The organism is Arthrobacter sp. UC242_113 (assembly GCF_044054585.1).
Taxonomy (GTDB): Bacteria; Actinomycetota; Actinomycetes; order Actinomycetales; family Micrococcaceae; genus Arthrobacter.
In genome coordinates, this window is the sequence record NZ_CP171968.1 from 2,337,908 (window position 1) to 2,360,592 (window position 22,685).

Here is a 22,685-nt window from a genome sequence, read left to right on the forward strand (position 1 = left end):
CTATCTAGTAGGCTGCGGTCGCCGAGGAAGGAGCAGGCATGCAGCTGAAGGAACTCAGCGAGCGGACAGGAGTCTCCCCCGCCAGCATTAAGTTCTACCTCCGTGAGGGGCTGCTGCCCCCGGGCCGTTCGGTGCACGCCACCCGGGCGGAGTATTCAGAACATCATGTGAGCCGGCTGGAACTCATCCAGGCGCTGCGGCGCGTGGTCGGACTGAATATCGCCCAGATCGTTTCCCTGCTCAAAATGGCCGACGACGGCGTCCCCCGCCTTGAGCTCCTGGCCGCGGTCCAGCGGACAGTGCTGGGGCTCGACGACGTGAGCACGGATCACGGCGACCTCCGCACACCGTCGGCCGACGCCGTCGTGCGTTTGCGGAACTGGCCGGACGTGCCGAGCGACGCCAGGAATGCTTTCAACGCCCATCTGGCCCTAATGGAAAGCCTCGGTGTGCGGGTGCCCGGCGACCTGCTCGACGCCTACAGCCAGGCAGTGGATGCCATCGCGGCAATGGACATTTCGGCCACCACGGAACCGGAGGACGTCAACCAGCTGATCATGACGGCGGCCGTCGGCATGCACCTCCACGGCCAGCTGGTTCTTAAACTGCTGGCACTCGCACAGGAGAGCCACGCGATCCGGCGTTATGAAGAGCACGCTTAAACGGCGATGCTCCCCCACCCGAAAGTGAGGGAGCATCGCGTGAAAACCTGCAGGAAGTGAGGACGCGTACGGTCAAAACCTGCAGGAAGTGAGGACGCGTCCGGTCAAAACCTGCAGGACGTGAGGACGCGTCCGGGGGTGGTTAGCGGTCGAGGTCACCGCGGATGAACGCCTCGACCTTTTCGCGGCCGAGGTCGTCGTTGAACTGCTCCGGCGGGGACTTCATGAAGTAGCTCGACGCGGAGATCAGCGGGCCGCCGATGCCGCGGTCGAGGCCGATCTTCGCCGCACGGATCGCGTCGATGATCACACCGGCCGAGTTCGGTGAGTCCCAGACCTCCAGCTTGTATTCCAAAGACACCGGCGCGTCACCGAAGTTCCGGCCCTCCAGCCGCACGAACGCCCACTTGCGGTCATCGAGCCACTGCACGTAGTCGGACGGGCCGATGTGGACATCCTTCGCGGCCAGCTCGGCCTCGACGTTGGAGGTCACGGCCTGGGTCTTGGAGATCTTCTTGGACTCCAGCCGGTCGCGCTCGAGCATGTTCTTGAAATCCATGTTGCCGCCCACGTTCAGCTGGTACGTGCGGTCCAGCGTCACACCGCGGTCCTCGAACAGCTTCGCCATGACACGGTGCGTGATGGTGGCACCGATCTGGCTCTTGATGTCATCGCCCACGATCGGCACACCCGCGGCGGTGAACTTGTCAGCCCATTCCTTGGTGCCGGCGATGAACACCGGCAGCGCGTTCACGAACGCCACACCGGCGTCGATCGCGGCCTGCGCGTAGAACTCCGCAGCTTCCTGGGAGCCGACCGGCAGGTAGCAGACCATGACATCGGCTTTGGCGTCCTTCAGGGCCTGGACGACGTCGACCGGCTCCTCGGTGGACTGCTCGATGGTCTCCAGGTAGTACCGGCCCAAACCGTCCAGGGTGGGCCCGCGCTGGACCGTCACACCGCTCGGCGGGACCTCGGCGAGCTTGATGGTGTTGTTCTCGGAGGCCAGGATCGCGTCGGCCAGGTCATGACCGACCTTCTTGCCGTCAACATCGAACGCGGCCACGAACTGCACATCGTTGACGTGGTACTTGCCGAACTCCACGTGCATCAGACCCGGAATCGTGGCCTGGGGGTCGGCATCCCGGTAGTAATGGACACCCTGGACCAGCGAAGCGGCACAGTTACCCACGCCGACGATAGCAACACGAATCGGATTTGAAGACACGGAACTCCTTTGAGAACAAACTTCATGTGCCCTGCGCGCGCCCGTACGTTGTTGTACGACGGCGTCTGACGGGCACCGCGCCACGCGGCGCGCTTATCAGTCTAACCAAACGCCGCCGGGGCCGGCTTTGTTCCCGCCCGCCCCGGCCGCTTGGTTACGCCGGCTTTTTGTCGTGCCGGGTTCAGACCCGCTGCGCCCAGAGGTTGATGTCGGATTCGACGGCGAACTCGTCGATCGCGGTCAGCTCGTCGCTGCTGAACCCAAGGTTGTTGATGGCGGCCAGGGTGTCCTCAAGCTGCCGGACGCTGGACGCCCCGACGAGAGCGGAGGTCACCGCGGAGCCCTTGGGCTGGTCGCGCAGGATCCAGGCGATGGCCATCTGCGCCAGCGACTGTCCGCGGCCGGCGGCGATGGCGTTGAGCCCGCGCACCCGGTCCAGTTTGTCCTCCGTCAACGAAGATTCCGATAGGAACCTGGCTTTGGCGGCACGGGAGTCGGCCGGGACGCCGTTGAGGTAACGGTCCGTCAGCATGCCCTGGGCCAGCGGGGAGAACGCGATGGAGCCGGCCCCCACCTGGTCCAGCGCCTCGTACAGATTGGGCGAGCCGTTCTCGGTCCAGCGGTTCAGCATGGAGTAGCTGGGCTGGTGGATGAGCAGCGGGGTGCCGAACTCCTTCAGGATGCGGGCGGCCTCGAGAGTCTGCTCCGGGGTGTAGGACGAGATGCCCGCGTACAGCGCCTTGCCGGAGCGCACGGCGTAGTCCAGCGCGCCCATGGTCTCTTCCAGCGGCGTCTCCGGGTCCGGGCGGTGGCTGTAGAAGATGTCCACGTAGTCCAGGCCCATCCGCTGCAGCGACTGGTCCAGGCTGGAGATCAGGTACTTCCGGGAGCCCCATTCGCCGTACGGGCCGGGCCACATGTAGTAACCGGCCTTGGTGGAGATGACCAGCTCGTCGCGGTAGGGCTTGAAGTCGTCCTGCAGGTGCCGGCCGAAGTTGGTCTCCGCGGAGCCGTCCGGCGGGCCGTAATTGTTGGCGAGGTCGAAGTGGTTGACGCCGAGATCGAAGGCGCGGCGCAGGATGGCGCGCTGTTCGTCGAAGCGCTTGTCGTCGCCGAAGTTGTGCCACAGGCCCAGCGAAATGGCCGGCAGTTTCAGGCCGCTGCGTCCGACGCGGCGGTACGGCATGGTGTCATAGCGGGTGTCCGAGGTCACATAAGTCATATGTTCCATCCTGCCAGCCGCAGCATGGCTGCAGGGCTGGCGTCCACCATCTGGTCACCGGCGGTGGACGCCGCCCCAGCAGTTCACTCAGTCACTGACGACGGCGGCGCTGAGCGGGCCGAGCTCCGCGCGCCCACCTTCCAGCCGGACGGCGTCGTCGGTGGCCAGCAGCAGTGCCGTCCCCGCACCCTGCAGGCTTACCGGCTGATCCGAGAAGTTGAGCAGCACCTGCACGCCGCCGCGCCGGAACCTCAGCCAGCGGGCGTCGTCGTCGAACTCCACCTGCGTGTCCTCGAAGCCCAGCTTGGTGAGGTCCGGCGTGGAGCGGCGCAGCGCGGTAAGCGAACGGTACAGCTCCAGCAGCCGGGCGTGATCGCCTTCGGCGGCCTCTGCCCAGTCCAGCTTGGACCGGCGGAACGTCTCGGGATCCTGGGGATCGGGCACGACGGCGGGATCCCACCCCATGCGCTCGAACTCCTTGATCCTGCCTTCCGCGGTGGCCTTGCCGAGGTCCGGCTCAGGGTGGGAGGTGAAGAACTGCCATGGCGTGCTGGCGCCGTACTCTTCGCCCATGAACAGCATGGGGGTGAAAGGCCCGGTGAGCGTCAGCACCGCGGCTAGCGCCAGGCTCCCGTACGGCAGGGTCTGCGAAAGCCGGTCCCCGGTGGCCCGGTTGCCGATCTGGTCGTGGTTCTGCGAGCAGACCACCAGGGCTGCCGGGTGAACCGCGCTGAAATTGATCGGCCTGCCGTGGTGGCGTTCCCGGAAGCTGGAGTAGCTGCCGTCGTGGAAGAAACCGTCCCTGAGCACCTTGGCGAGGGCGCCGAGGGAGTCGAAATCGCTGTAGTAGCCCGTGGTCTCGCCGGTGATGTTGACGTGGACGGCGTGGTGGAAGTCGTCGCTCCACTGCCCTTCCAGCCCGTACCCGTTGACGTCCCGCGGATACAGCAGCCGCGGGTTGTTGAGGTCGGATTCGGCAATGAGCGTCAGCGGCCGTCCCACCTCGGCGGAGATCTGGCTGGCCAGCGCCCCGAAATCCTCGAGGATGTGGACCGCGCGCTCGTCCTTCAGGGCATGGACGGCGTCCAGCCGCAGCCCGTCAACGCGGTAGTCGCGAAGCCACATGGCCAGGTTGTCCAGGATGAACCGGCGCACATGGTCGGAGCCGGGCCCGTCCAGGTTCACGGAGTCGCCCCACGTGTTGCCCTCGCCTTGCTTGAGGTAGGGCCCGAACCGCGGCAGGTAGTTCCCGCTGGGGCCGAGGTGGTTGTAGACCACGTCCTGGATCACGCCGAGACCTGCCGTGTGGGCGGCGTCGACGAACCGCTGGTACGCTTCCGGTCCGCCGTAGGCCTCATGGACGGCGAACCACTGCACGCCGTCGTAGCCCCAGTTGTGCGTGCCGTTGAACGCGTTCACGGGCAGCAGCTCGATGAAATCCACGCCGAGCCCGGCCAGGTAGTCCAGCTTGCCGGCGGCCGCATCCAGCGTCCCTTCCGGCGTGAACGTACCGAGGTGGAGCTCGTAGATCACCGCCCCCTGCAGTTCCCGGCCCTGCCAGCCGTCCTCCTGCCAGGTGTGCGCGGCGGGGTCGAAGGTGCGGGACAGTGCGTGGACGCCGTCGGGCTGGCGTCGGGTCCTGGGGTCCGGCAGCGGTGTTTCGTCGCCGTCCAGGAGGTACCCGTAGTCGACGTCGCCGTCAGCGGGTGCGTCGGCGGCGGTCCACCAGCCCTCGTCCTCGGGCCCGGTGCCGGGCCGGCGCTGCATGGCGTAGCGCTCCCCGCCGGCCAGCAGCGTCACGGATCCGGCTTCAGGGGCCCAGACGTCGAAGCGCTCGGGGCCCTGCACGGGCTTCGCGGCTTCTCGGGGGTATGTCGCCTGGCCTGTGTGCGTCATGACTTTCCTCCTGTCTGCGTCACTTCTGTGACGGGCACCAGCAGGGCCACGGGGTAGGTCCGGAAGATGTCTGTGATCTTCACGGTCCCCTGTCCGAAGCCGGCGCCGGTCAGTTCGTCCTTCATCGCGGTCTCAAGTTCGACGGCGGTGTCCCGCCAGCCGCCGTCGCGTTCCAGTCCGTAGGGCAGCCGGGTCGCGAGGGTCAGCGCACCCGGCGTTGCCGGGGTGCCTCGGTGGAACCCGAGCAGGTGCTCGGCAGCCGGGCCGCTGGCCTGGACCTGGCGGTAACCGGTGAACAGCTCGGGCCGGTCACGGCGCAGCCGCAACGCCCGCGAGGTCACCAGCAACTTGGTCCGCTCATCCGTGAATGACGGGGGCAGGTCGCCGGCATCAAGCTGCTCCAGCGCGGCACGCCGGTCATCGAAGCTGAACGGGCGCCGGTTGTCCGGGTCCGTCAGCGACCGGTCCCAGAACTCCGTGCCCTGGTACACGTCCGGGACACCGGGCATGGTGAGCTGCACAAGCTTCGCTGTGAGGGAATTCGAGGCGCCGTACGGCTCCAGGAGTTCCACCAGCGACTCGACTTCAGCCCGGACCGCAGGGTTGTCGAAGGCGGCATCGACGGCGGCGGCCAGCTTCTCCTCGAACGCAGGGTCCGGATCGGTCCAGTTGGTCGAGTTTCCGGCTTCGCGCGCGGCCTTCAGCGCATAGGACTGCAGGCGCTCCCGGCTGGCGGGCCAGGCACCGGCGATAGCCTGCCACAGCAGCGCGGACAGCGGGCCGTCCGGCAGCGGAGCCAGTTCGCGCAACCGCTTCAGCGATTTCTCCCATTCGCCGGCAACCTCGGAGATGACCGAAATCCGCGCCCGGGTGTCCTCGCTGCGTTTGGTGTCGTGCGTGCTGAGCGTGGTCATGGACAGCGGCAGCTCGGCCTGCCGGCGCGCCAGCCGTGCGTGGAACTCCTCGGGCTCCACGGCGAACTCGGTGGGGTCGGCGCCCACCTCCGTGAGGGTTCCCAGGCGGTTGTAGCGGAAGAACGCGGTGTCCTCCACGCCCTTGGCCATGACCATTCCCGAGGTCTGCTGGAAGCGCCGGGCAAGTTCCAGGTCGGTGTCCAGCAAAAGAGGCTGCAAAGCCTGGATGGCCTGGTCGAGTTCCGGCCGTCTGCGCGCCGCGAGCTCGCACGCCTCCTTCAGGACTTCCGCACCCTCCGGCAGGTATGTCCGGTAGACCGGGAAGGCGGCGATGATCTCGGCGATCGCGTCGGCTGCGGCATCGGCAGGGAGGCCTGCGTCACTAGGAACCAGCCGGGCTAGCCGCAGGATCTCGGAGTGGAGGATGCCGTCGGTGATCCGGCGCTTGGTTCCGCGGATCATGTCCTCGTAGTCAGCAGGCTCGCCACCGCGCAGGGAGGCATCGAGCCGGTCCAGAGCTTCCTGGCCGCTGCGGTCCACGAGAACCCGGTCCACGTCGGCGAGGGCGTCGTAGCCCGTGGTGCCCTCGCATTCGAAGCTGGCGGGCAGCTGCTCCCCCGGCTCGAGGATCTTTTCCACCAGCAGGTATGCCCCGCCAGTGGCTTCCCGGAGTCGCTTCAGGTAGCCCTCGGGGTCGGCGAGGCCGTCCGGATGGTCGATCCGCAGGCCGTCCGCGAGCCCCTCGCGGAACCAACGCACCACTTCCTGGTGTGCCTCGTCGAAGACGGCAGGGATCTCCACGCGGACGCCGGCGAGCGTGTTCACCGCGAAGAAGCGGCGGTAGTTCAGCTCGTTGTCCGCGCGCCGCCAGCCCATCAGTTCGTAGTGCTGCCGGGCGTGGACGTCGCGCGGGGAGTCGCCTTCCGTGTAGCTGCCGTCGGCCAGTGGGAAGCGGTGGTCGTAGTACCGGAGCTCCCCGTCCTTGATTTCGAGCCGGTCCAGGTCATCGTCGCTGCCGAGGATCGGGAGCCGGATGCGCCCCCCGCCGAGGTCCCAGTCGACGTCGAACGCTTCCGCATAACGGGACTGGCGCCCCTCCTTGAGCAGCGACCACCACCAGGGGTTTTGCACCGGCGTGGCGACGCCGACGTGGTTGGGCACGATGTCGATCAGCACGCCCATGCCGGCGGCGCGGGCCGCCTTGGAAACGGCCGCCAGGCCCTCCGGGCCGCCCCGTTCGGGGTCGACGGCGGAGGGGTCGGTGACGTCGTACCCGTGGTCAGAGCCCTGCTCGGCGGTCAGGACCGGAGAGAGATAGACCCAGTCGACGCCAAGCGAGTGCAGGTACGGCACGGTTTCGGCGGCGTCGAACAGCGTGAAGCCCTGCCGGATCTGCAGCCGGTATGTGGAAACTGGCGTTCTCATGCGTCCTCCCCTGCCGGCTTGACCGCCTTCAAGTGGCTGTTCCGCCGACCGGCAGGCTTTTGTGCCGGTTTCTCTGCAGACTGCTCCTCCGCGGCCGGTTCAGCCGCCGGTTCAGCAGCAGGCTCCGCCGCCGGTTCAACCGTAGGTTCAGCAGCAGACTCCGCAGCCGGTTCAACCGCAGGCTCCGCAGCGGGCTCCGCGGCCGGTTCAGGAGCAGGCTCCGCGGCCGGTTCAGCAGCAGGCTCCGCAGCAGGCTCGGCCGCGGAATCAGCAACCGGAGCAGCCGGCTGCTTCGTCTTGGCCGGATCCGGGACCGCGGGGGCCGTGAGCGCCGCGGTCTCAGCGGTGGCTGTCTGGGTCAGAGCCGCCAGCGAGGCAGCAACGGAGTGGTCGGGCTCCTCCTCCGGAGCGCTGTGGGCGCGGAGCACCACCAGGGACTTGGCGGCGACGGACAGCAGGCTGCCCGCGTCGGCCGGCTTGGAGTCGGCGCCTTCACCCGCTGTGTCGATGATGATGTCCCAGGCCGGTGCGTATTCGTCCGGCGGCAGGGTGAATTCGACGTCGCCGTCGTGGGCGTTGAAGTACAGCAGGAAGTTCACGTCGGTGATCCGGCGGCCGCGGTCGTCATGCCCCTGTATGCCATCACCGTTCAGGAACATGCCCACCGAGCGGCCGAAGCCGCTGTCCCAGTCCTCCGGGGACATGAGGTTGCCGTCAGGATCGAGCCATACGATGTCCGGCAGCCGCTCGCCTTCGCCTCGCCGGACGGGCCGGCCGTCGAAGAACCGGCTGCGCCGGAACGTGGGGTGCTTGGCGCGGAGCGAGTTGACGGCCGCGGTGAATTCGATGAGCGGCTGGTCCACGCTGTCCCAGTTGACCCAGGTCAGCTCCGAGTCCTGGCAGTACCCGTTGTTGTTGCCCTGCTGCGTCCGGCCCATTTCGTCGCCGTGCAGGATCATGGGCACGCCCTGTGACAGGAGCATGGTGGCGATGAAGTTGCGCTGCTGGCGCGCCCTTAGGGCCAGGACCTTGGGATCATCCGAGGGGCCCTCCGCTCCGCAGTTCCAGGAGCGGTTGTGCGACTCGCCGTCCTTGTTGTCCTCACCGTTGGCGTCGTTGTGCTTCTCGTTGTAGGACACCAGGTCACGCAGCGTGAAGCCGTCGTGCGCGGTGACGAAGTTGATGGACGCCACCGGGCGGCGGCCGGAGTGTTCGTAAAGGTCCGCCGAGCCGGTGATGCGTGATGCGAACTCGCCGAGCGTGGCAGGTTCGCCGCGCCAGAAGTCGCGCACGGTATCGCGGTACTTGCCGTTCCACTCTGTCCATTGCGGCGGGAAGTTGCCCACCTGGTAGCCGCCGGGCCCGACGTCCCACGGCTCTGCGATGAGCTTGACCTGGGACACCACGGGATCCTGCTGGATAAGTTCGAAGAACGTGGAGAGCCGGTCGACGTCGTAAAATTCACGGGCCAAAGCGGCGGCGAGGTCAAAGCGGAACCCGTCCACGTGCATCTCGGTGACCCAGTACCGCAGCGAGTCCATGAGCAGCTGCAGGGAGTGCGGCTGGCGGACGTTCAGGGTGTTGCCGGTGCCCGTGTAGTCCATGTAGTACTGCTTGTCGTCCTCCACCAGGCGGTAGTACGCCTCGTTGTCGATGCCCTTGAAGCTCAGGGTGGGGCCGAGGTGGTTGCCTTCGGCGGTGTGGTTGTAGACGACGTCGAGGATGACCTCGATGCCTGCCCGGTGCAGCGAACGGACCATCGCCTTGAAGTCCTGGACCTGCTGGCCGGTGTCGCCGGTGGAGCTGTAAGTGTTTTGCGGCGCGAAGAAGCCGATGGTGTTGTAGCCCCAGTAGTTACTCAGGCCCTTCTCCTGCAGCGTGCCGTCATTGACGAACTGGTGCACGGGCATGAGCTCGATCGCGGTGACGCCCAGCTTCTGCAGGTGGGAAATCACGGCCGGGTGTGCCACTCCGGCGTACGTGCCGCGCTGCTCCTCGGGAATCTCCGGGTGCAGCTCGGTGAGACCCTTAACGTGTGCCTCGTAGATGACCGACTTGTGGTACGGGATGCGCAGGTTCTGGTCGTTGTCCCAGTCGAAGAACGGGTTGATGACCACGCCCATCATCATGTGCGGCGCTGAATCGGCGTCGTTCTTGGATGAGGGGTCGCCCATGTTGTACGAGAACAGGGCGGGATCCCAGTCGATCTGGCCAGCGACAGCCTTGGCGTACGGGTCAAGAAGCAGCTTGTTGGCGTTAAAGCGCTGGCCGTTGTCCGGGTCGTAAGGACCGTGGACGCGGTAGCCGTACTTCTGCCCAGGCTGGATCTGGGGCAGGTAGCAGTGCCAAACGTAGCCGTCCACTTCGCGGAGCGTGACCCGGGTTTCGGTCCCCTCGTCGTCGAAGAGGCAGAGTTCCACCTTTTCCGCGTGCTCGCTGAACAATGCGAAGTTGGTTCCGGTGCCGTCAAACGTGGCTCCCAGCGGGTAAGCCGATCCGGGCCAGATTTCCATTCGTGCTCCTATACCTCGTCCAACACCGCGTCCGGCAGGTCTTCACGCACGACCTGCACGGAACTTGGTCTTACCGTAGCGGGTGGGTATGACTATTACTTGACCACCGTTAATTACTAAGCGTGCTGACTTTATCCCATATTTCGGGTAAGGCGTAACCAATCCGCCCCGCCGTCAGCGGGCCGCACGCTGCAGCCGACGCTCCGGCCATGCCGTGCAAGCTCGCCCCCATGGCCGCAATGGCCGCCCAGCGTTCGTCCGGATCGATGCCCATCCCCCGAAAGCGTCCGACGTCGGCTCCCACCTGGGCGAGCAACGCACCGATGATTCCGGCCAGCACATCACCGCTTCCGGCGGTGGCCAGCCAGGGCGTCCCTTCGGACTGGCTGTAGAAATCCTGGTACGGCGACGCCACCAGCGTGCTGGCGCCCTTCAGGAGCACGGTGGCCTCGGTCAGGCCGGCGGCGCGGCGCACGGCAGCGAGGGTGGAGGCCTCGACGGCCTCGCGGTCCAGGTCGGCGCCGAGGCGCTGCAGCAGGGTGGCCAGCTCCCCGGCGTGCGGCGTCAGCACCACCTGCGGGGCCAGCACGTCGGGCAGCACGGGCAGGGCGCCGGCGTCGGCCACGGTGGGCAGGCCGGAGTCGACGGCGTCGCGGACGCGCTGCATCTCTTCCTCGTCCTTGCCGTCCATCCCGGAGCCGACAAGCCACGCCTGGACGTGGGTTTCTGCCACGGTGCCGGTGCTGCAGACTACCTCGGGGCAACTGTGGCGGATGAGGTCCGCCACCTCCGGCGGTCCGACGTAGCGGACCATCCCGACGCCGGCGGCAAGCGCCCCGCGGCAGGCGAGCACGGCGGCACCGGGGTAGGCCGGGGATCCGGCCACCACCCCGAGGACTCCGCGCGAATACTTGTGGGCGCGCCTCGCCGGGCGAGGGAGCAGGACGGCCAGGTCGGCGGCTTCCAGGCGGCGCAGGGCGGGCCACGGGAGCGAGTCCTCGATTCCGATCGGGACCACCTCCACCCGGCCGGCAAAATCCGCTCCGGGATCCGCCAGAAGGCCTGCCTTGGCCCCGCCGAACGTGACGGTGATGTCGGCGGGCAGCACGGGCCCGGCGGCCTCGCCCGTGTCCGCATCCACTCCGCTGGGCACGTCGCACGCCACGACGAGGCCTCGGGTGCCGCCGGCAAGCTGTGACACGAGCGTTGCCGTCGCTCCCCGGAGTCCGCCCTGGGCGCCGGTTCCGAGCAGCGCGTCAATTACGACGTCGGCCCTGCCGGCTAGCGCTGCCAGCTCACCGGCGTTCGCTTCAGTAAGCGTAAGAACCCGCCCGCCGGCGCGCCGGAAGGCGGCCAGTCCGTCCGTGTGGGCGATCGCGGAGGCGAGCACCGCCGTCGTCCGCATTCCCCGACCTGCGAGGTGCGCGGCGGCGAAGAGGCCGTCGCCGCCGTTGTTGCCCTTGCCGGCCAGGACAACAACGCTGGAGCCGTACACGCGGCGTCCGCGGCGGCGCAGCTCCGCGATGGCGGCATTGGCCATGCCGCGGGCCGCCCGCTGCATGAGAACAGCGCCCATACCTGAATCCAGCAGGGGCTTTTCAGCCTCCCTGATCTGGGTTCCGGTATAGGCGCTGATCATGTGGTCAGTCCGTCCGGGGTCAGCCCTCGGCCAGGACGGTGGCCGTGGCGATGCCGCCGTCGTGGCTCATGGACAGGTGCCACCGTTTGACGCCCTTGGCATCGGCGACGGCGAGCACCGTTCCCTTGACCTGGACGGTGGGCCCGTTCTGGTCCAGCCCGATCCAGCAGTCCTGCCAGTTCATGCCGGCAGGCGCACCCAGGACCTTGGCTACGGCCTCCTTGGCGGCAAACCGCGCCGCCAAGGAACGGGTGTTCAGTTCCCGTTCGGCCGGCACGAACAGCCGGTCCCGGAGCCCGGGGGTGCGCTCCAGCTGCCGTCCGAAGCGCTCGATGTCCACTACGTCTACGCCGATGCCAACAATCATGGGCTTACTCTACTGTGACGCTCTTGGCCAGGTTGCGCGGCTGGTCCACGTCGTAGCCCTTGGCGGCGGCAAGTTCGCACGCGAAGATCTGCAGCGGAACGGTGGTCAGCAGCGGCATCAGCAGGGTCGGGGTTTCCGGGACGTAGAAGACGTGCTCGGCGTAGTCGCGAACCGCTTCGTCGCCTTCCTCGGCGATCACCAGGGTGCGGGCACCGCGGGCACGGATCTCCTGGATGTTGGAGACCACCTTGGAGTGCAGCGAATCGCGGCCGCGCGGTGACGGGACCACCACGAACACCGGCTGGCCCTCGTCGATCAGGGCGATCGGGCCGTGCTTGAGTTCACCGGCGGCGAAGCCCTCGGCGTGGATGTACGCGATTTCCTTCAGCTTCAGCGCGCCCTCGAGCGCCACCGGGTAGCCCACGTGGCGGCCCAGGAACAGCACGGACTTCTCGTCCTTCATGCTCCGGGCCAGCTCGCGCAGTTCCTCGGCGGAGTCCAGGATCTTCTGGATCTTCGCCGGGATCTTGCCCAGGTCAGCCAGCACGTCCTTGACCTGCCCGGAGAAGATGTTCCCGCGCAGCTGCGCCAGGTACAGCCCCAGCAGGTACGCCGCGGTGATCTGGGCCAGGAACGCCTTGGTGGAAGCCACCGCGATCTCCGGACCGGCGTGCGTGTACAGCACGGCGTCGGACTCACGCGGAATCGTCGAGCCGTTGGTGTTGCAGATGGACACCGTCTTGGCGCCCTGCTCGCGGGCGTACCGGACGGCCATCAGCGTGTCCATGGTCTCGCCGGACTGGCTGATGGAGACCACCAGGGTGTTCTCGGTGACGATCGGGTCGCGGTAACGGAACTCGTGCGCGAGCTCCACCTCGGTGGGGATCCGGCACCAGTTCTCGATCGCGTACTTGGCCACCAGGCCCGCGTACGCGGCGGTGCCGCAGGCCAGCACAATGATTTTGTCGACCTTCTTCAGCAGCTGCGGATCAATCCGCAGCTCATCCAGGGTCAGCTTCCCGTTCAGGTCCGAGCGTCCCAGCAGCGTCTGCGCCACGGCGTCGGGCTGGTCATGGATCTCCTTCTCCATGAACGAGGCGAAGCCGCCCTTCTCAGCAGAGGCCGGGTCCCAGTCAACGTGGTACTCCTTGCCCTCCGCCGGGGCGCCGAAGAAGTCGGTGATCTCCACCGTGTCAGCGGTGATCGTCACGATCTGGTCCTGGCCCAGTTCCACCGCACGGCGGGTGTAGTCAATGAACCCGGACACGTCCGAACCCAGGAAGTTCTCGCCCTCGCCCAGGCCCACCACCAGCGGGGAGTTCCGGCGCGCGGCCACCACGACGTCGGGCTGGTCAGCGTGCACCGCCAGGAGCGTGAACGCGCCCTCAAGCCGCTGGCAGGCCAGCTCCATGGCCCGGGTCAGGCCGCCGTCGGAGACGTCCCCGCCCAGCTTGTTCCGGAAAATGTCGCCCAGCAGCGCCGCGGCCACCTCGGTGTCCGTCTCCGAGGCGAAGACAACACCCTTGGCCAGCAGCTCCTGCTTCAGCTCAGCAAAGTTTTCAATGATGCCGTTGTGGATCACCGCAAGCTTCCCGCCATCAGACAGATGCGGGTGCGCGTTCTGATCCGTCGGGCCACCATGCGTGGCCCACCGCGTGTGCCCGATGCCGGTCAGCGAGTCCGGCAGCGGCCGCTCCTCCAGCTCGGCCAGCAGGTTGCTCAGCTTTCCGGACTTCTTCCGCGAGGAAATCTCCCCGTCAGCCACCACTGCGACACCGGCCGAGTCATAGCCCCGGTACTCCAGGCGGCGCAGCCCCTCAAGAACAACATCCAACGCGCCGTGCCCGGCATCAGCCCGGCCCGACGTACGGCCTACATAACCCACGATTCCACACATGGGTATAAGCCTAACCGGCTTTGCGGCGAACTCCTGCCCCGGCTGCGTCACGCTTCCCGTCGTCGACGGCGGGCGGTCAGCACGATCAGCAGTGCACTCATGAGGCTCAAGCCACCGGCCGCCACCGTCATCCAGAAGCCGCGGTCGGCGCTGTCGAGGGTCTCGGCCACGTACCCGGCCATCGGAACCGCATACCAGAGCTTTCCCTTAATCTGCCGGGCACGGACGGGGGCGGCGTCGTTGGCGTGGTTATTGTCGCCCTTCGTGATCAGCGTCCGTTCCCCCGCCAGAAGCGGGCCGAAGCCCACAATCCTGTGAGTCCTCACTTCGGAACGGTCCGGCGCGGGCTGGTAGGTGACGACGTCGCCGTAGTGCAGCTGGCTGAAGGCCACGGGCTTCACGACGAGGAAGGTGCCGGGCGGATACGTCGGAGCCATGGATTCGGTGTGCAGGGTGTAGGTCCGGGACCCGGTGGCCTGCGGAACTGCAACGAGGACAAGCGCTGCCAGGGCGATAACCAGGAGCACGCAGAAGTTTGCCCAGCGCCTGGCCGCGGCGAACCGCCTCTTGCGGCGTATCTGCAGGATGCGCGTGGCCGCTCCCCCGCCGCGCCTGCCACCGAAGTCGCGGCCCGTCAGCTGTGGCACCTGCGGTGGAACTGCCTTCCCCATGGTGGGACCCTTCAAGTATGCGTCGGTTCTCCCTTTTCACTGAACGGTCCCGCGCCCGGCTCAGGAATCGGTAACGCATAGGGTCAAGATTCACTCAAGAAAGGCCGCATTTCGCTCTCGGCGCCGGGCGGGGCAGAATCTCTAGGGTGACTTTGCAACGCAACGAAGCGAACGGAGAGGGTGTTTCCCCGTTCGTGGAGCTGGACCGGCAGACCTGGTCCCGCCTTTCGGCCCAGATGGAGCAGCCCCTTAATGAAGAGGACGTGCTGCGCCTTCGCGGCCTCGGTGACCCCCTGGACATCAGCGAGGTGCGCGAGGTCTACCTCCCGCTGTCCCGGCTGTTGCATCTGTACGTGGAAGCCGCCGGGCAGCTGCACGCCGCCACCACCACGTTCCTCGGTGAGAAGACCGAGCGCACCCCGTTCGTTATCGGCGTCGCCGGTTCCGTTGCTGTGGGCAAGTCCACCATCGCGCGTGTTCTCCGTGAGATGCTGCGGCGCTGGCCGGGCACGCCGAACGTGGAGCTCATCACCACCGACGGATTCCTTTACCCGCTGGCCGAACTCAAGCGCCGGCAGCTCCTTGACCGCAAGGGTTTCCCAGAGTCCTACGACCGCCGCGCGCTGCTGCGCTTCGTGAGCGAAATCAAGGGCGGCGCAGAAGAAGTGCGGGCGCCCTGGTATTCGCACGTCACCTACGACATCGTCCCCGGCAAGGAAGTGGTGGTCCGGCGTCCGGACGTACTCATTGTCGAGGGCCTGAACGTGCTGGCGCCGGCCCGTCCCCGGCACGACGGCCGCCAGGGGCTGGCGCTGAGCGACTTCTTCGATTTCTCCATCTACGTGGACGCCAAGACCTCGTACATCGAGGAATGGTATGTGGACCGGTTCCGGAAACTCCGTTCCACCGCCTTCGCGCAGCCGGAGTCCTACTTCCACCGCTACGCCACGCTGTCCGACTCCGAGGCCGAAGCGACGGCCCGCGACATCTGGAAGCGCATCAACGAACCGAACCTCGAAGAGAACGTGCTGCCCACCCGGGGGCGGGCCCAGCTGGTGCTCACCAAGGAAGCGGACCATTCCGTCCGCCGGATGCTGCTGAGAAAGGTCTAGCACGCATGTGCTACAACTGCTCGTCCGATCCCTCCGCCGAGGCCCGGTCCGGGAGTCGGCCCAGCCGCCGCGAGGTGGCGCGACTGCTGATGGCGGGTGCCGGCCTGTCTGCCTTGGCCGCCTGCACGCCTGCTCCGGCGCCGGAAGCTTCCGGAACCACTTCGGCCGCTTCGGGCACGGCGTCCCCGGCCGCTTCCGCCACTGGCACGTCGGCAGCGTCCGGTTCTGCGTCCGCCAGCAACTCGGCGGCGGCATCCGGCTCCGCGTCGCCATCGGCGACTTCTTCGGCATCGACCGGTGCCGCAAAGTCACCGTCAGCTTCGGCGACGCCGTCCACGACGGCGGCGGCAGCCCCGCCGTCGGCCGCCTCCCGCCTGCCCAAGCAGTACTCGCTCACCGCCCCCAGCAGCCCCTGGGTGATCGTCAACAAGCACCGCCCGCTCAAGCCGGCCAACTACGTCCCGGCCGATCTGGTCCAACCGCGCGTCGCCCTCGCCGTCACCGGCGAGGCGTCGCAGCTGAACCGTACGACGGCGGCTGCCGCAGAACGGATGTTCGCCGCCGCGGCGGCGGCCGGAGTCACCATGACGCTGGCGAGCGGCTACCGTTCCTACGCGACGCAGACCGTCACGTACAACGGGTGGGTGAGCTCGCAGGGACGGGCCGCGGCGGACACGGCCTCCGCGCGCCCGGGTTATTCCGAACACCAGACGGGCTGGGCGTTCGACATCGGCGACGGCGGCGGCGCCTGCAGCTTCCAGCCCTGCTTTGACGAGCAGCCGGCCGCCGTTTGGGCCAAGGCCAACGCGCACCGCTTCGGCTTCGTGGTGCGCTACCCGTTTATGCAGCACACCATCACCGGGTACTTCTACGAATCGTGGCACCTGCGGTACATCGGTGTGGAGGCGGCCATGGACATGCGCAAACGCGGCATCGCCACCCTGGAGCAGTATTTCGGCCTGGACGCCGCTCCCGGCTACCGCTGACGCCGCCTTCGCCCTATGGGCCGGTAAGCGTCCGTAAAGCCGGTGCGGTAGTGGTGCGGTAGTTTGGTTGGCATGCTTAGTGGATTCAAAAAGTTCATTCTCAAGGGAAACGTCATCGATCTGGCGGTGGCAGTGGTCATCGGATCGGCGTTCAGCGCCGTGGTGGATGCGCTGGTCAAGAGCGTGCTGATGCCGATGATCTCGATGCTGGTCGGAGAGCCGAACTTTGACGATTTCCTCGCGTTCGGCGACGTGCGGTTCGGTGTGCTGCTCACCGCCGTGGTCAACTTCCTGCTGGTTGCCTCGGCACTCTACTTCGTCATCGTCGCCCCAATGAACCGGCTGATCGAGCACCGCAACCGCAAGCTGGGCATCGGGCAGGACGCGAAGAAGGAAGCTGCCGAGGATCCACAGATCGCCCTGCTCAAGGAGATCCGCGACGCCCTGCAGGCCCAAAACCAGGCCGCGAAGTAGCGCCGGCCGCCCCGCGCCAAGCGCAGCGAAAGAGCAGCCCGCCTCCGACTGACCAATTCAGTCATGGAGGCGGGCTGCTTTTTGCTTTTCAGCGGCGCTTTTCGGGGCGGCGCGGAACTTAGTCGCCGACGAGTTCGAGGGCCAGCTGGGTCTTCACAACCTGGGCGAGACGCTCGGCGATGACATGGGCGGTCTGCTGATCGCCGGCTTCCACCATGACGCGCACCACGGGCTCCGTGCCGGAGGGGCGCAGGAGCACCCGGCCGGTGTCGCCCAGCTCGGCTTCGGCTGCAGCCACGGCTGCAGCCAGGGTTGCGTCGCCGCTGACCCGGCTCCGGTCCACGTCCTTCACGTTGACGAGGACCTGGGGCAGTTTGGTCATGACCGTCGCGAGTTCCTTGAGCGGGCGGCCGGTCAGGGCCACCTGCGCGGCCAACTGCAGGCCGGTCAGCACGCCATCGCCCGTGGTGGCGTAGTCGGCGAGGATCACGTGGCCGGACTGTTCGCCGCCCAGGTTGTAGCCGCCGTCGCGCATCTGCTCCAACACGTAGCGGTCCCCCACACCCGTTTCCTTGATGGCGATGCCGGCGTCGCGGAGGGCGATCTTGAGGCCGAGGTTACTCATCACAGTGGCCACGAGGACGTCGTCCTTGAGCTTGCCGGCCTTCTTCAGCGCGACGGCAAGGATGGCCATGATCTGGTCGCCGTCCACCTCGTTGCCCTCATGGTCCACGGCCAGGCAGCGGTCGGCGTCGCCGTCGTGGGCGATGCCGAGGTTGGCGCCGTGCTCTACGACGGCCGCCTTGAGCGGGCCGAGGTGCGTGGAGCCCACCCCTTCGTTGATGTTTAGGCCGTCCGGTTCGGCGCCAATCACAATCACGTCAGCGCCGGCATCCTTGAAGACCTGGGGGGAACAGCCGCTGGCGGCACCGTGTGCGCAGTCCAAGACCACTTTGATGCCATTGAGGTTGTGCGGGAGGGTTCCCAAGAGGTGGACGATGTACCGGTCCTCGGCGTCGGAGAAGCGCTGGATGCGGCCCACGTCCCCGCCCACGGGGCGGAAAGGCTCCTTGCCCATCTGGGCCTCGATGGCGTCCTCCACCTCATCGGGGAGCTTCTGGCCGCCGCGGGCGAAGAACTTGATCCCGTTGTCGGGAGCCGGATTGTGCGAGGCGGAGATCATGACGCCGAAGTCGGCCTTCAGGTCTGCCACGAGGTAGGCGGCGGCGGGAGTGGGCAGGACGCCGGCGTCGTAGACGTCGATGCCGGAGCTGGAAAGCCCGGCCTCAACGGCCGCGGCGATGAACTCGCCGCTTGCGCGGGGGTCCCTCGCCACCACGGCGCGGGGGCGTGCACCTTCGCTGGTGCGTTCATGGCCAAGCACGACGGCGGCGGCCTGGGCCAGCTGCAATGCGAGCTCGGCTGTCAGCAGGCCATTCGCCAAGCCCCGGACACCGTCTGTTCCAAATAATGTAGACATCGCGTCCAAGTTTAGACGATTCAGGGGCCCGCCCCTGCCTTGGACCCGGTCTGAACGGCGTCATCTGGCGGCGTCGGGGACGTTTTCCCTGTTCATCGGGGACCATGCCCCGTAACTCAGGTAACGGCAGAAGCCCGCCCCGCCAGATGGCGGAACGGGCTTCTGATCGAGGCGGAACGCCCCGGCAAGCGGATTTAGCGCTTGGAGTACTGCTGAGCCTTGCGTGCCTTCTTGAGACCGGCCTTCTTACGCTCGATGACGCGGGCGTCACGGGTCAGGTAGCCGGCCTTCTTCAGGGTGGCGCGGTTGTTCTCGACGTCGATCTCGTTCAGCGAACGGGCGATGCCGAGGCGCAGTGCCCCGGCCTGGCCGGAGGGGCCACCGCCGTGGATGCGGGCAATGACGTCGTAGGCGCCTTCGAGATCGAGGATCTTGAAGGGCTCGTTGACGTCCTGCTGGTGCAGCTTGTTCGGGAAGTAGTTATCCAGCTCGCGGCCGTTGATGGTCCACTTGCCGGAGCCCGGCACAACGCGGACGCGTGCAACGGCTTCCTTGCGGCGGCCAACAGCTGCGCCGGCAACGGTCAGTGCCGGGCGCTCCTTCTTCGGGGCGGCTTCGGTAGCGCCGCTTTCCGATGTGTAGCTGGTCAGGTTTTCCTCAGCCTCAACGGCTTCGGTGGTCTCTTCGTTCTGAGCCACGGTTCTCCTTGTATAGATAAGTTAGTTGGTGGCCAGGACTACTGGGCGACCTGGGAAATTTCGAAAGTCTTGGGCTGCTGGGCGGCGTGCGGGTGCTCTGCACCGCGGTAGACCTTCAGCTTGCCCAGCTGCTGGGCAGCGAGGGAATTCTTCGGGAGCATGCCCTTGATGGCCTTCTCAACGGCGCGGACCGGGTTGGATTCCAGCAGCTCCGCGTAGTTGACGGAGGTCAGGCCGCCCGGGTAACCGGAGTGGCGGTATGCGCGCTTCTGCTCCAGCTTGGCGCCGGTGAGGGCAACCTTTTCAGCGTTGATGATGATGACGAAGTCGCCCATGTCCATGTGGGGCGCGAAAGTGGCCTTGTGCTTGCCGCGCAGCAGGATTGCGGTCTGGCTGGCAAGACGACCAAGGACAACGTCGGTGGCGTCAATGACGTGCCACTGGCGGTTGATATCGCCGGGCTTCGGGGTGTACGTACGCACGGTGTTTGCCTCGTTCTTGTTCTGGCGTTCTTTTTTAGGTGTCACGTAAGGGTGTGCACCTACTATCTATGCGCTACCGGAACAGAGGTGAGGGCTCTATGAATCCAGTGGTCCTGGAGTCTCGAATGTGCCCGAGGAGTAGTTATCCTGCAACCGGATTCTCAGCGGGCACGCATCATCGAGATAGGACACGCACAACGACTACCAAGAATAGCGCCAACCGGAGGCCCGGGTCAAAATGGGGTATCCGGTGGCGGGGTCGTGGAGTTCTGCGCCAGCGCCCGGCCCTTCCACCCAGGAGTGCACGTGTCTTCAGCAGGTATCGCCGCCGGGCCGCTCTTCGCCGTGGTCATAGGTCTCCTTGGCATTTTACTGAGCCTGCTTGCTGAACACCTCATCACCCGAGCCCTCCCCCGCCTTGGTGGGATTCCGGGCGGGCGGACAAGAATTACGACGGCGGCACTCACCGGAATGCTCTTCGGCGCCCTTGCGCTGCGGCTTGGAATGGAGTGGACGCTGCCGGCTTACCTGTTGCTGGCTGTCCTGGGCGTGCAGCTGGCACGCATAGATGTGGCCCATCACCTGCTGCCAAATCCCCTCGTTCTCACACTGCTGGCGGCCGGCCTGGTACTCCTCTTTCTGGGCAGCTTCGCCACGGCAGAGTGGGCGGAACTGCTTCGCGCGGCCGCTGGGGCCGCCATCCTGTTCGTCATTTTCCTGATTCTGGCCCTGATTTCGCCAAACGGCATAGGCATGGGGGATGTCAAGCTCGCCGCCCCTGTGGGCCTCTACTTGGGGCACTTGGGCTGGAGCCAACTGTTCTACGGCGGAGCACTCGGCTTCGTTCTGGGCGGTATTTTATCCGTCGTTTTGATTAGGCTGAAACGCGCCAATATGGGTTCAGAAATTGCCTTTGGCCCCTCAATGCTGGCCGCGGCCCTTGGCACCGTTTTACTGACATCCTAAAGACGTGTATTCGCGGTGAAACGTTGAATTCCCTACAACAAACTTGATGATTTCTTGAGTTTCCAAGTAGCCGCGTGCTTGCAATTTTCCTAGTATGAGTACCCGCATGGGGGGAACACTTATTTCCGCGGGGGGAAAGTCGGGTAGAACTACGCATTGTTGCCGCACTGCTTTCCGGTGGATTCTTTAGCTATCGAAGCGCCAGCCCTTTCGCGGTACGGGGGAGGCTGGAATTCGAAAGCATTTATTCCATCGAACTTAAGGAAAAAACAATGTCTACTCTCATGGTCTCGGTTCTTGCCTTCGTTTCCGGAATCAAGGACCGGTTGGCATCAGAAAAAGGTGCAACGGCAACCGAATACTCGCTGCTTGTGGCATTTATCGCGTTCCTCATCATTGGCGGCGTCGGTGTCTTCGGCGGCGCACTCGACACCTGGTTCCGTAATCTCGCCACTGAGGTTGGCGGCTGGACTGTCCCCGCCTAATGAGCTGACGAGACAGCACCTCCCCGAAAAATCGGTGCGCCGCGTGTCATAGCGGGACCCGCGGCGCACCGTCCCCAATTCAGCTGTACCGACTCGCGGAGGGTCCAGTGGTACGCAGCACGTCAGGCTCCACTAACGGAGCGCGCGCCTGGAAGGAACGGGGCGCGGTTGCCGTCGAGTTCGCCTTGGTCGCACCCATTCTCTTGGCACTGGTGGCGGGCATCGTCGAATTTTCCCATGCCTACAACCTGCAGATTTCCGTCACTCAAGCTGCCCGGGAGGCTGCCAGGGAGATGGCCATCGAGGACGATCAGGGCGCAGCAGCCGTTGCCGCAACCGCCGGCGCACCCGGTCTGACCGGCGCGGATTTTGAGTACGCCTTCTCCCCCGGGTCTTGCACGGCCGGCGAGAACATGACCGTCACCATCACCTACCCCGCTCCAACACTGACGGGCATCTTCGGCAGCACCGTGACGGTCACCGGAACAGGAGCTATGCGATGCGAAGGCTAGAGCCTAGACAACAGGATGGCGAACGGGGCGCAGCCGGCGTTCTGGTAGCCGTCATGATGCTCGCCCTCATCGGGGCCGGCGCCCTGGCCGTGGACGTTGGCCAGATCTATTCCGAGCGGGCGCAGCTCCAGAACGGAGCGGACGCCAGCGCCCTGGGGGTTGCCCAAGCCTGCCACAAGACAGGCTGCACTCAGGCGGAGGCCCAAGCATTCGCCGACGCACTGGCCTCCGGAAACGCCAACGACGGCGACGCGAACGTCTCCGAAGTTGACCTGTCGGTGCCGGACGAGGTGACGGTCCGCACCACTACGAAGAACGGCAGCAGCAGCGTGCTCGCCAAGCTTTTCGCCAGCGCCCTAAACGCACCGGCGGTCAGCGTGGGCGCGCATGCCACTGCGTCAATCGAGGTACCTGGATCGGGAGGGGGCTTCCCGCTGGCCCTGTCCGAATGCCAGTACGACCTCACCGAGGCGGTGGAAACGGGCGTCCTTCAACAGATCCGGTACAAGCCCGGAATGTCTGACTGCACTTCGACGTCCGGGCACACAATTCCCGGCGGGTTCGGCTGGTTGGATCAGAACGGCGGTCCGTGCCGGGCCACCACCGATGTTGAAGATAACGCCGCCTATGATCCGGGCGCGGATTACCCCAGCAAGCCGGCTGAAAACTGCGATTCGGTCCTCCAGGGCTGGATCAACACCATCCAGGCCGGCGACGAAGTACTCGGCATTTTCCCGGTGTTCGACAATGCCGGCAAGGACAAGGGAAAAGGCTGGTTCCACATCAGGGGCTACGCCACGTTTCAAATGGTCGGCTGGAAGTTTGGCGGCGGCTCAAGCGGCCCGCGGACATACAACAATTCTCCCTCTCCGGCTACTGCCTGTGTGGATCCTTGCCGGGCCATTATCGGCAAATTCAAGAAATTCGAGTCCATTGATGCATTCGAAGGAAGCTCGGGCTCCGGAGACGACCTGGGAACCGTCTTCATTCGCCTCACTAACTAATCACTCTGCTAGGGGGATAAAATGAAAACTCGTCTTGTGGGAGGAATTGCCG

The 22,685-nt window shown here is 66.1% G+C and carries 20 protein-coding genes; 8 read left to right on the forward strand and 12 right to left on the reverse strand.

Features of this window, described 5'->3' with window-relative positions; genetic code table 11:
• Positions 1 to 38: 38 nt before the first annotated feature.
• Positions 39 to 662 (forward strand): MerR family transcriptional regulator, encoded by a 624-nt coding sequence (locus ACHMXB_RS10555; protein WP_395398316.1) that lies wholly within the window; start codon positions 39 to 41, stop codon positions 660 to 662.
• A 142-nt stretch (positions 663 to 804) separates the two neighbouring features.
• Here the strand turns inward: ACHMXB_RS10555 and ACHMXB_RS10560 are convergent, their stop codons facing one another.
• From ACHMXB_RS10560 to ACHMXB_RS10600, 9 genes are all read right to left on the reverse strand, one after another.
• Positions 805 to 1,890: an inositol-3-phosphate synthase gene (locus ACHMXB_RS10560; RefSeq protein WP_395398317.1), complete on the reverse strand. Its 1,086-nt coding sequence runs from the start codon at positions 1,888 to 1,890 to the stop codon at positions 805 to 807.
• Positions 1,891 to 2,071: 181 nt separating this feature from the next.
• On the reverse strand, positions 2,072 to 3,112 hold the full coding sequence (gene mgrA, locus ACHMXB_RS10565; protein WP_395398318.1) for an L-glyceraldehyde 3-phosphate reductase: 1,041 nt from the start codon (positions 3,110 to 3,112) through the stop codon (positions 2,072 to 2,074).
• 87 nt (positions 3,113 to 3,199) lie between these two features.
• Positions 3,200 to 5,008 carry a malto-oligosyltrehalose trehalohydrolase gene (gene treZ, locus ACHMXB_RS10570; protein WP_395398319.1) on the reverse strand — a complete coding sequence of 603 codons (1,809 nt, stop codon included), beginning with the start codon at positions 5,006 to 5,008 and terminating at the stop codon, positions 3,200 to 3,202.
• Complete coding sequence (gene treY, locus ACHMXB_RS10575; RefSeq protein WP_395398320.1) at positions 5,005 to 7,347, reverse strand: malto-oligosyltrehalose synthase; 2,343 nt, start codon at positions 7,345 to 7,347, stop codon at positions 5,005 to 5,007. The genes treZ and treY overlap by 4 nt, the downstream gene beginning before the upstream one ends.
• Complete coding sequence (gene glgX / locus ACHMXB_RS10580; protein ID WP_395398321.1) at positions 7,344 to 9,860, reverse strand: glycogen debranching protein GlgX; 2,517 nt, start codon at positions 9,858 to 9,860, stop codon at positions 7,344 to 7,346. The genes treY and glgX overlap by 4 nt, the downstream gene beginning before the upstream one ends.
• Positions 9,861 to 9,969: 109 nt before the next feature.
• The gene (locus ACHMXB_RS10585) at positions 9,970 to 11,499 is read right to left on the reverse strand and encodes an NAD(P)H-hydrate epimerase (protein WP_395398322.1); all 1,530 of its coding nucleotides are present in this window, start codon (positions 11,497 to 11,499) and stop codon (positions 9,970 to 9,972) included.
• Positions 11,500 to 11,518: 19 nt separating this feature from the next.
• Positions 11,519 to 11,866, reverse strand: a complete 348-nt coding sequence (locus tag ACHMXB_RS10590) for a holo-ACP synthase (protein ID WP_317780414.1) — start codon at positions 11,864 to 11,866, stop codon at positions 11,519 to 11,521.
• A 4-nt stretch (positions 11,867 to 11,870) separates the two neighbouring features.
• On the reverse strand, positions 11,871 to 13,763 hold the full coding sequence (gene glmS / locus ACHMXB_RS10595; RefSeq protein WP_395398323.1) for a glutamine--fructose-6-phosphate transaminase (isomerizing): 1,893 nt from the start codon (positions 13,761 to 13,763) through the stop codon (positions 11,871 to 11,873).
• A gap of 47 nt (positions 13,764 to 13,810) precedes the next feature.
• Complete coding sequence (locus ACHMXB_RS10600; protein ID WP_395398324.1) at positions 13,811 to 14,434, reverse strand: signal peptidase I; 624 nt, start codon at positions 14,432 to 14,434, stop codon at positions 13,811 to 13,813.
• Positions 14,435 to 14,580: 146 nt separating this feature from the next.
• Here ACHMXB_RS10600 and coaA point away from each other — a divergent pair, with 146 nt between their 5' ends.
• The 3 genes from coaA to mscL all read left to right on the forward strand — a co-directional run bounded on the left by coaA (position 14,581) and on the right by mscL (position 17,006).
• On the forward strand, positions 14,581 to 15,546 hold the full coding sequence (gene coaA, locus ACHMXB_RS10605; RefSeq protein WP_395398325.1) for a type I pantothenate kinase: 966 nt from the start codon (positions 14,581 to 14,583) through the stop codon (positions 15,544 to 15,546).
• 5 nt (positions 15,547 to 15,551) lie between these two features.
• Positions 15,552 to 16,532, forward strand: a complete 981-nt coding sequence (locus tag ACHMXB_RS10610) for a D-alanyl-D-alanine carboxypeptidase family protein (protein WP_395398326.1) — start codon at positions 15,552 to 15,554, stop codon at positions 16,530 to 16,532.
• Between the two features lie 72 nt (positions 16,533 to 16,604).
• Positions 16,605 to 17,006, forward strand: coding sequence for a large conductance mechanosensitive channel protein MscL (gene mscL / locus ACHMXB_RS10615; RefSeq protein WP_395398327.1), 402 nt, complete (start codon positions 16,605 to 16,607; stop codon positions 17,004 to 17,006).
• A gap of 118 nt (positions 17,007 to 17,124) precedes the next feature.
• Here mscL and glmM read toward each other — a convergent pair whose 3' ends face one another.
• The 3 genes from glmM to rplM all read right to left on the reverse strand — a co-directional run bounded on the left by glmM (position 17,125) and on the right by rplM (position 19,666).
• Positions 17,125 to 18,486 (reverse strand): phosphoglucosamine mutase, encoded by a 1,362-nt coding sequence (gene glmM, locus ACHMXB_RS10620; RefSeq protein WP_395398328.1) that lies wholly within the window; start codon positions 18,484 to 18,486, stop codon positions 17,125 to 17,127.
• A gap of 194 nt (positions 18,487 to 18,680) precedes the next feature.
• Complete coding sequence (rpsI, locus tag ACHMXB_RS10625; protein WP_190608273.1) at positions 18,681 to 19,184, reverse strand: 30S ribosomal protein S9; 504 nt, start codon at positions 19,182 to 19,184, stop codon at positions 18,681 to 18,683.
• 38 nt (positions 19,185 to 19,222) lie between these two features.
• Positions 19,223 to 19,666: a 50S ribosomal protein L13 gene (rplM, locus tag ACHMXB_RS10630; protein WP_011692756.1), complete on the reverse strand. Its 444-nt coding sequence runs from the start codon at positions 19,664 to 19,666 to the stop codon at positions 19,223 to 19,225.
• A gap of 306 nt (positions 19,667 to 19,972) precedes the next feature.
• Between rplM and ACHMXB_RS10635 the strand changes: the two genes are divergently transcribed.
• The 4 genes from ACHMXB_RS10635 to ACHMXB_RS10650 all read left to right on the forward strand — a co-directional run bounded on the left by ACHMXB_RS10635 (position 19,973) and on the right by ACHMXB_RS10650 (position 22,633).
• A complete protein-coding gene (locus tag ACHMXB_RS10635) occupies positions 19,973 to 20,632 on the forward strand; it encodes a prepilin peptidase (protein ID WP_395398329.1) in 660 nt (219 codons plus the stop codon).
• Positions 20,633 to 20,904: 272 nt separating this feature from the next.
• Positions 20,905 to 21,117, forward strand: coding sequence for a Flp family type IVb pilin (locus ACHMXB_RS10640; protein WP_395398330.1), 213 nt, complete (start codon positions 20,905 to 20,907; stop codon positions 21,115 to 21,117).
• A 107-nt stretch (positions 21,118 to 21,224) separates the two neighbouring features.
• Positions 21,225 to 21,629, forward strand: coding sequence for a TadE/TadG family type IV pilus assembly protein (locus tag ACHMXB_RS10645; RefSeq protein ID WP_395398331.1), 405 nt, complete (start codon positions 21,225 to 21,227; stop codon positions 21,627 to 21,629).
• Positions 21,617 to 22,633, forward strand: coding sequence for a pilus assembly protein TadG-related protein (locus tag ACHMXB_RS10650; RefSeq protein WP_395398332.1), 1,017 nt, complete (start codon positions 21,617 to 21,619; stop codon positions 22,631 to 22,633). Before ACHMXB_RS10645 ends, ACHMXB_RS10650 begins: the two co-directional genes overlap by 13 nt.
• Positions 22,634 to 22,685 lie beyond the last annotated feature (52 nt).

What these genes read in the sequence shown, in the direction of transcription:
- ACHMXB_RS10555 (WP_395398316.1), top strand. Translation starts at nt 39, where the DNA reads ATGCAGCTGAAGGAACTCAGCGAGCGGACAGGAGTCTCCCCCGCCAGC.
- mscL (WP_395398327.1), top strand. Translation starts at nt 16,605, where the DNA reads ATGCTTAGTGGATTCAAAAAGTTCATTCTCAAGGGAAACGTCATCGAT.
- glmM (WP_395398328.1), bottom strand. Translation starts at nt 18,486, where the DNA reads ATGTCTACATTATTTGGAACAGACGGTGTCCGGGGCTTGGCGAATGGC.
- ACHMXB_RS10650 (WP_395398332.1), top strand. Translation starts at nt 21,617, where the DNA reads ATGCGAAGGCTAGAGCCTAGACAACAGGATGGCGAACGGGGCGCAGCC.
- mgrA (WP_395398318.1), bottom strand. Translation starts at nt 3,112, where the DNA reads ATGACTTATGTGACCTCGGACACCCGCTATGACACCATGCCGTACCGC.
- glmS (WP_395398323.1), bottom strand. Translation starts at nt 13,763, where the DNA reads ATGTGTGGAATCGTGGGTTATGTAGGCCGTACGTCGGGCCGGGCTGAT.
- glgX (WP_395398321.1), bottom strand. Translation starts at nt 9,860, where the DNA reads ATGGAAATCTGGCCCGGATCGGCTTACCCGCTGGGAGCCACGTTTGAC.
- ACHMXB_RS10610 (WP_395398326.1), top strand. Translation starts at nt 15,552, where the DNA reads ATGTGCTACAACTGCTCGTCCGATCCCTCCGCCGAGGCCCGGTCCGGG.
- treZ (WP_395398319.1), bottom strand. Translation starts at nt 5,008, where the DNA reads ATGACGCACACAGGCCAGGCGACATACCCCCGAGAAGCCGCGAAGCCC.
- ACHMXB_RS10640 (WP_395398330.1), top strand. Translation starts at nt 20,905, where the DNA reads ATGTCTACTCTCATGGTCTCGGTTCTTGCCTTCGTTTCCGGAATCAAG.
- treY (WP_395398320.1), bottom strand. Translation starts at nt 7,347, where the DNA reads ATGAGAACGCCAGTTTCCACATACCGGCTGCAGATCCGGCAGGGCTTC.
- ACHMXB_RS10585 (WP_395398322.1), bottom strand. Translation starts at nt 11,499, where the DNA reads ATGATCAGCGCCTATACCGGAACCCAGATCAGGGAGGCTGAAAAGCCC.
- ACHMXB_RS10590 (WP_317780414.1), bottom strand. Translation starts at nt 11,866, where the DNA reads ATGATTGTTGGCATCGGCGTAGACGTAGTGGACATCGAGCGCTTCGGA.
- ACHMXB_RS10600 (WP_395398324.1), bottom strand. Translation starts at nt 14,434, where the DNA reads ATGGGGAAGGCAGTTCCACCGCAGGTGCCACAGCTGACGGGCCGCGAC.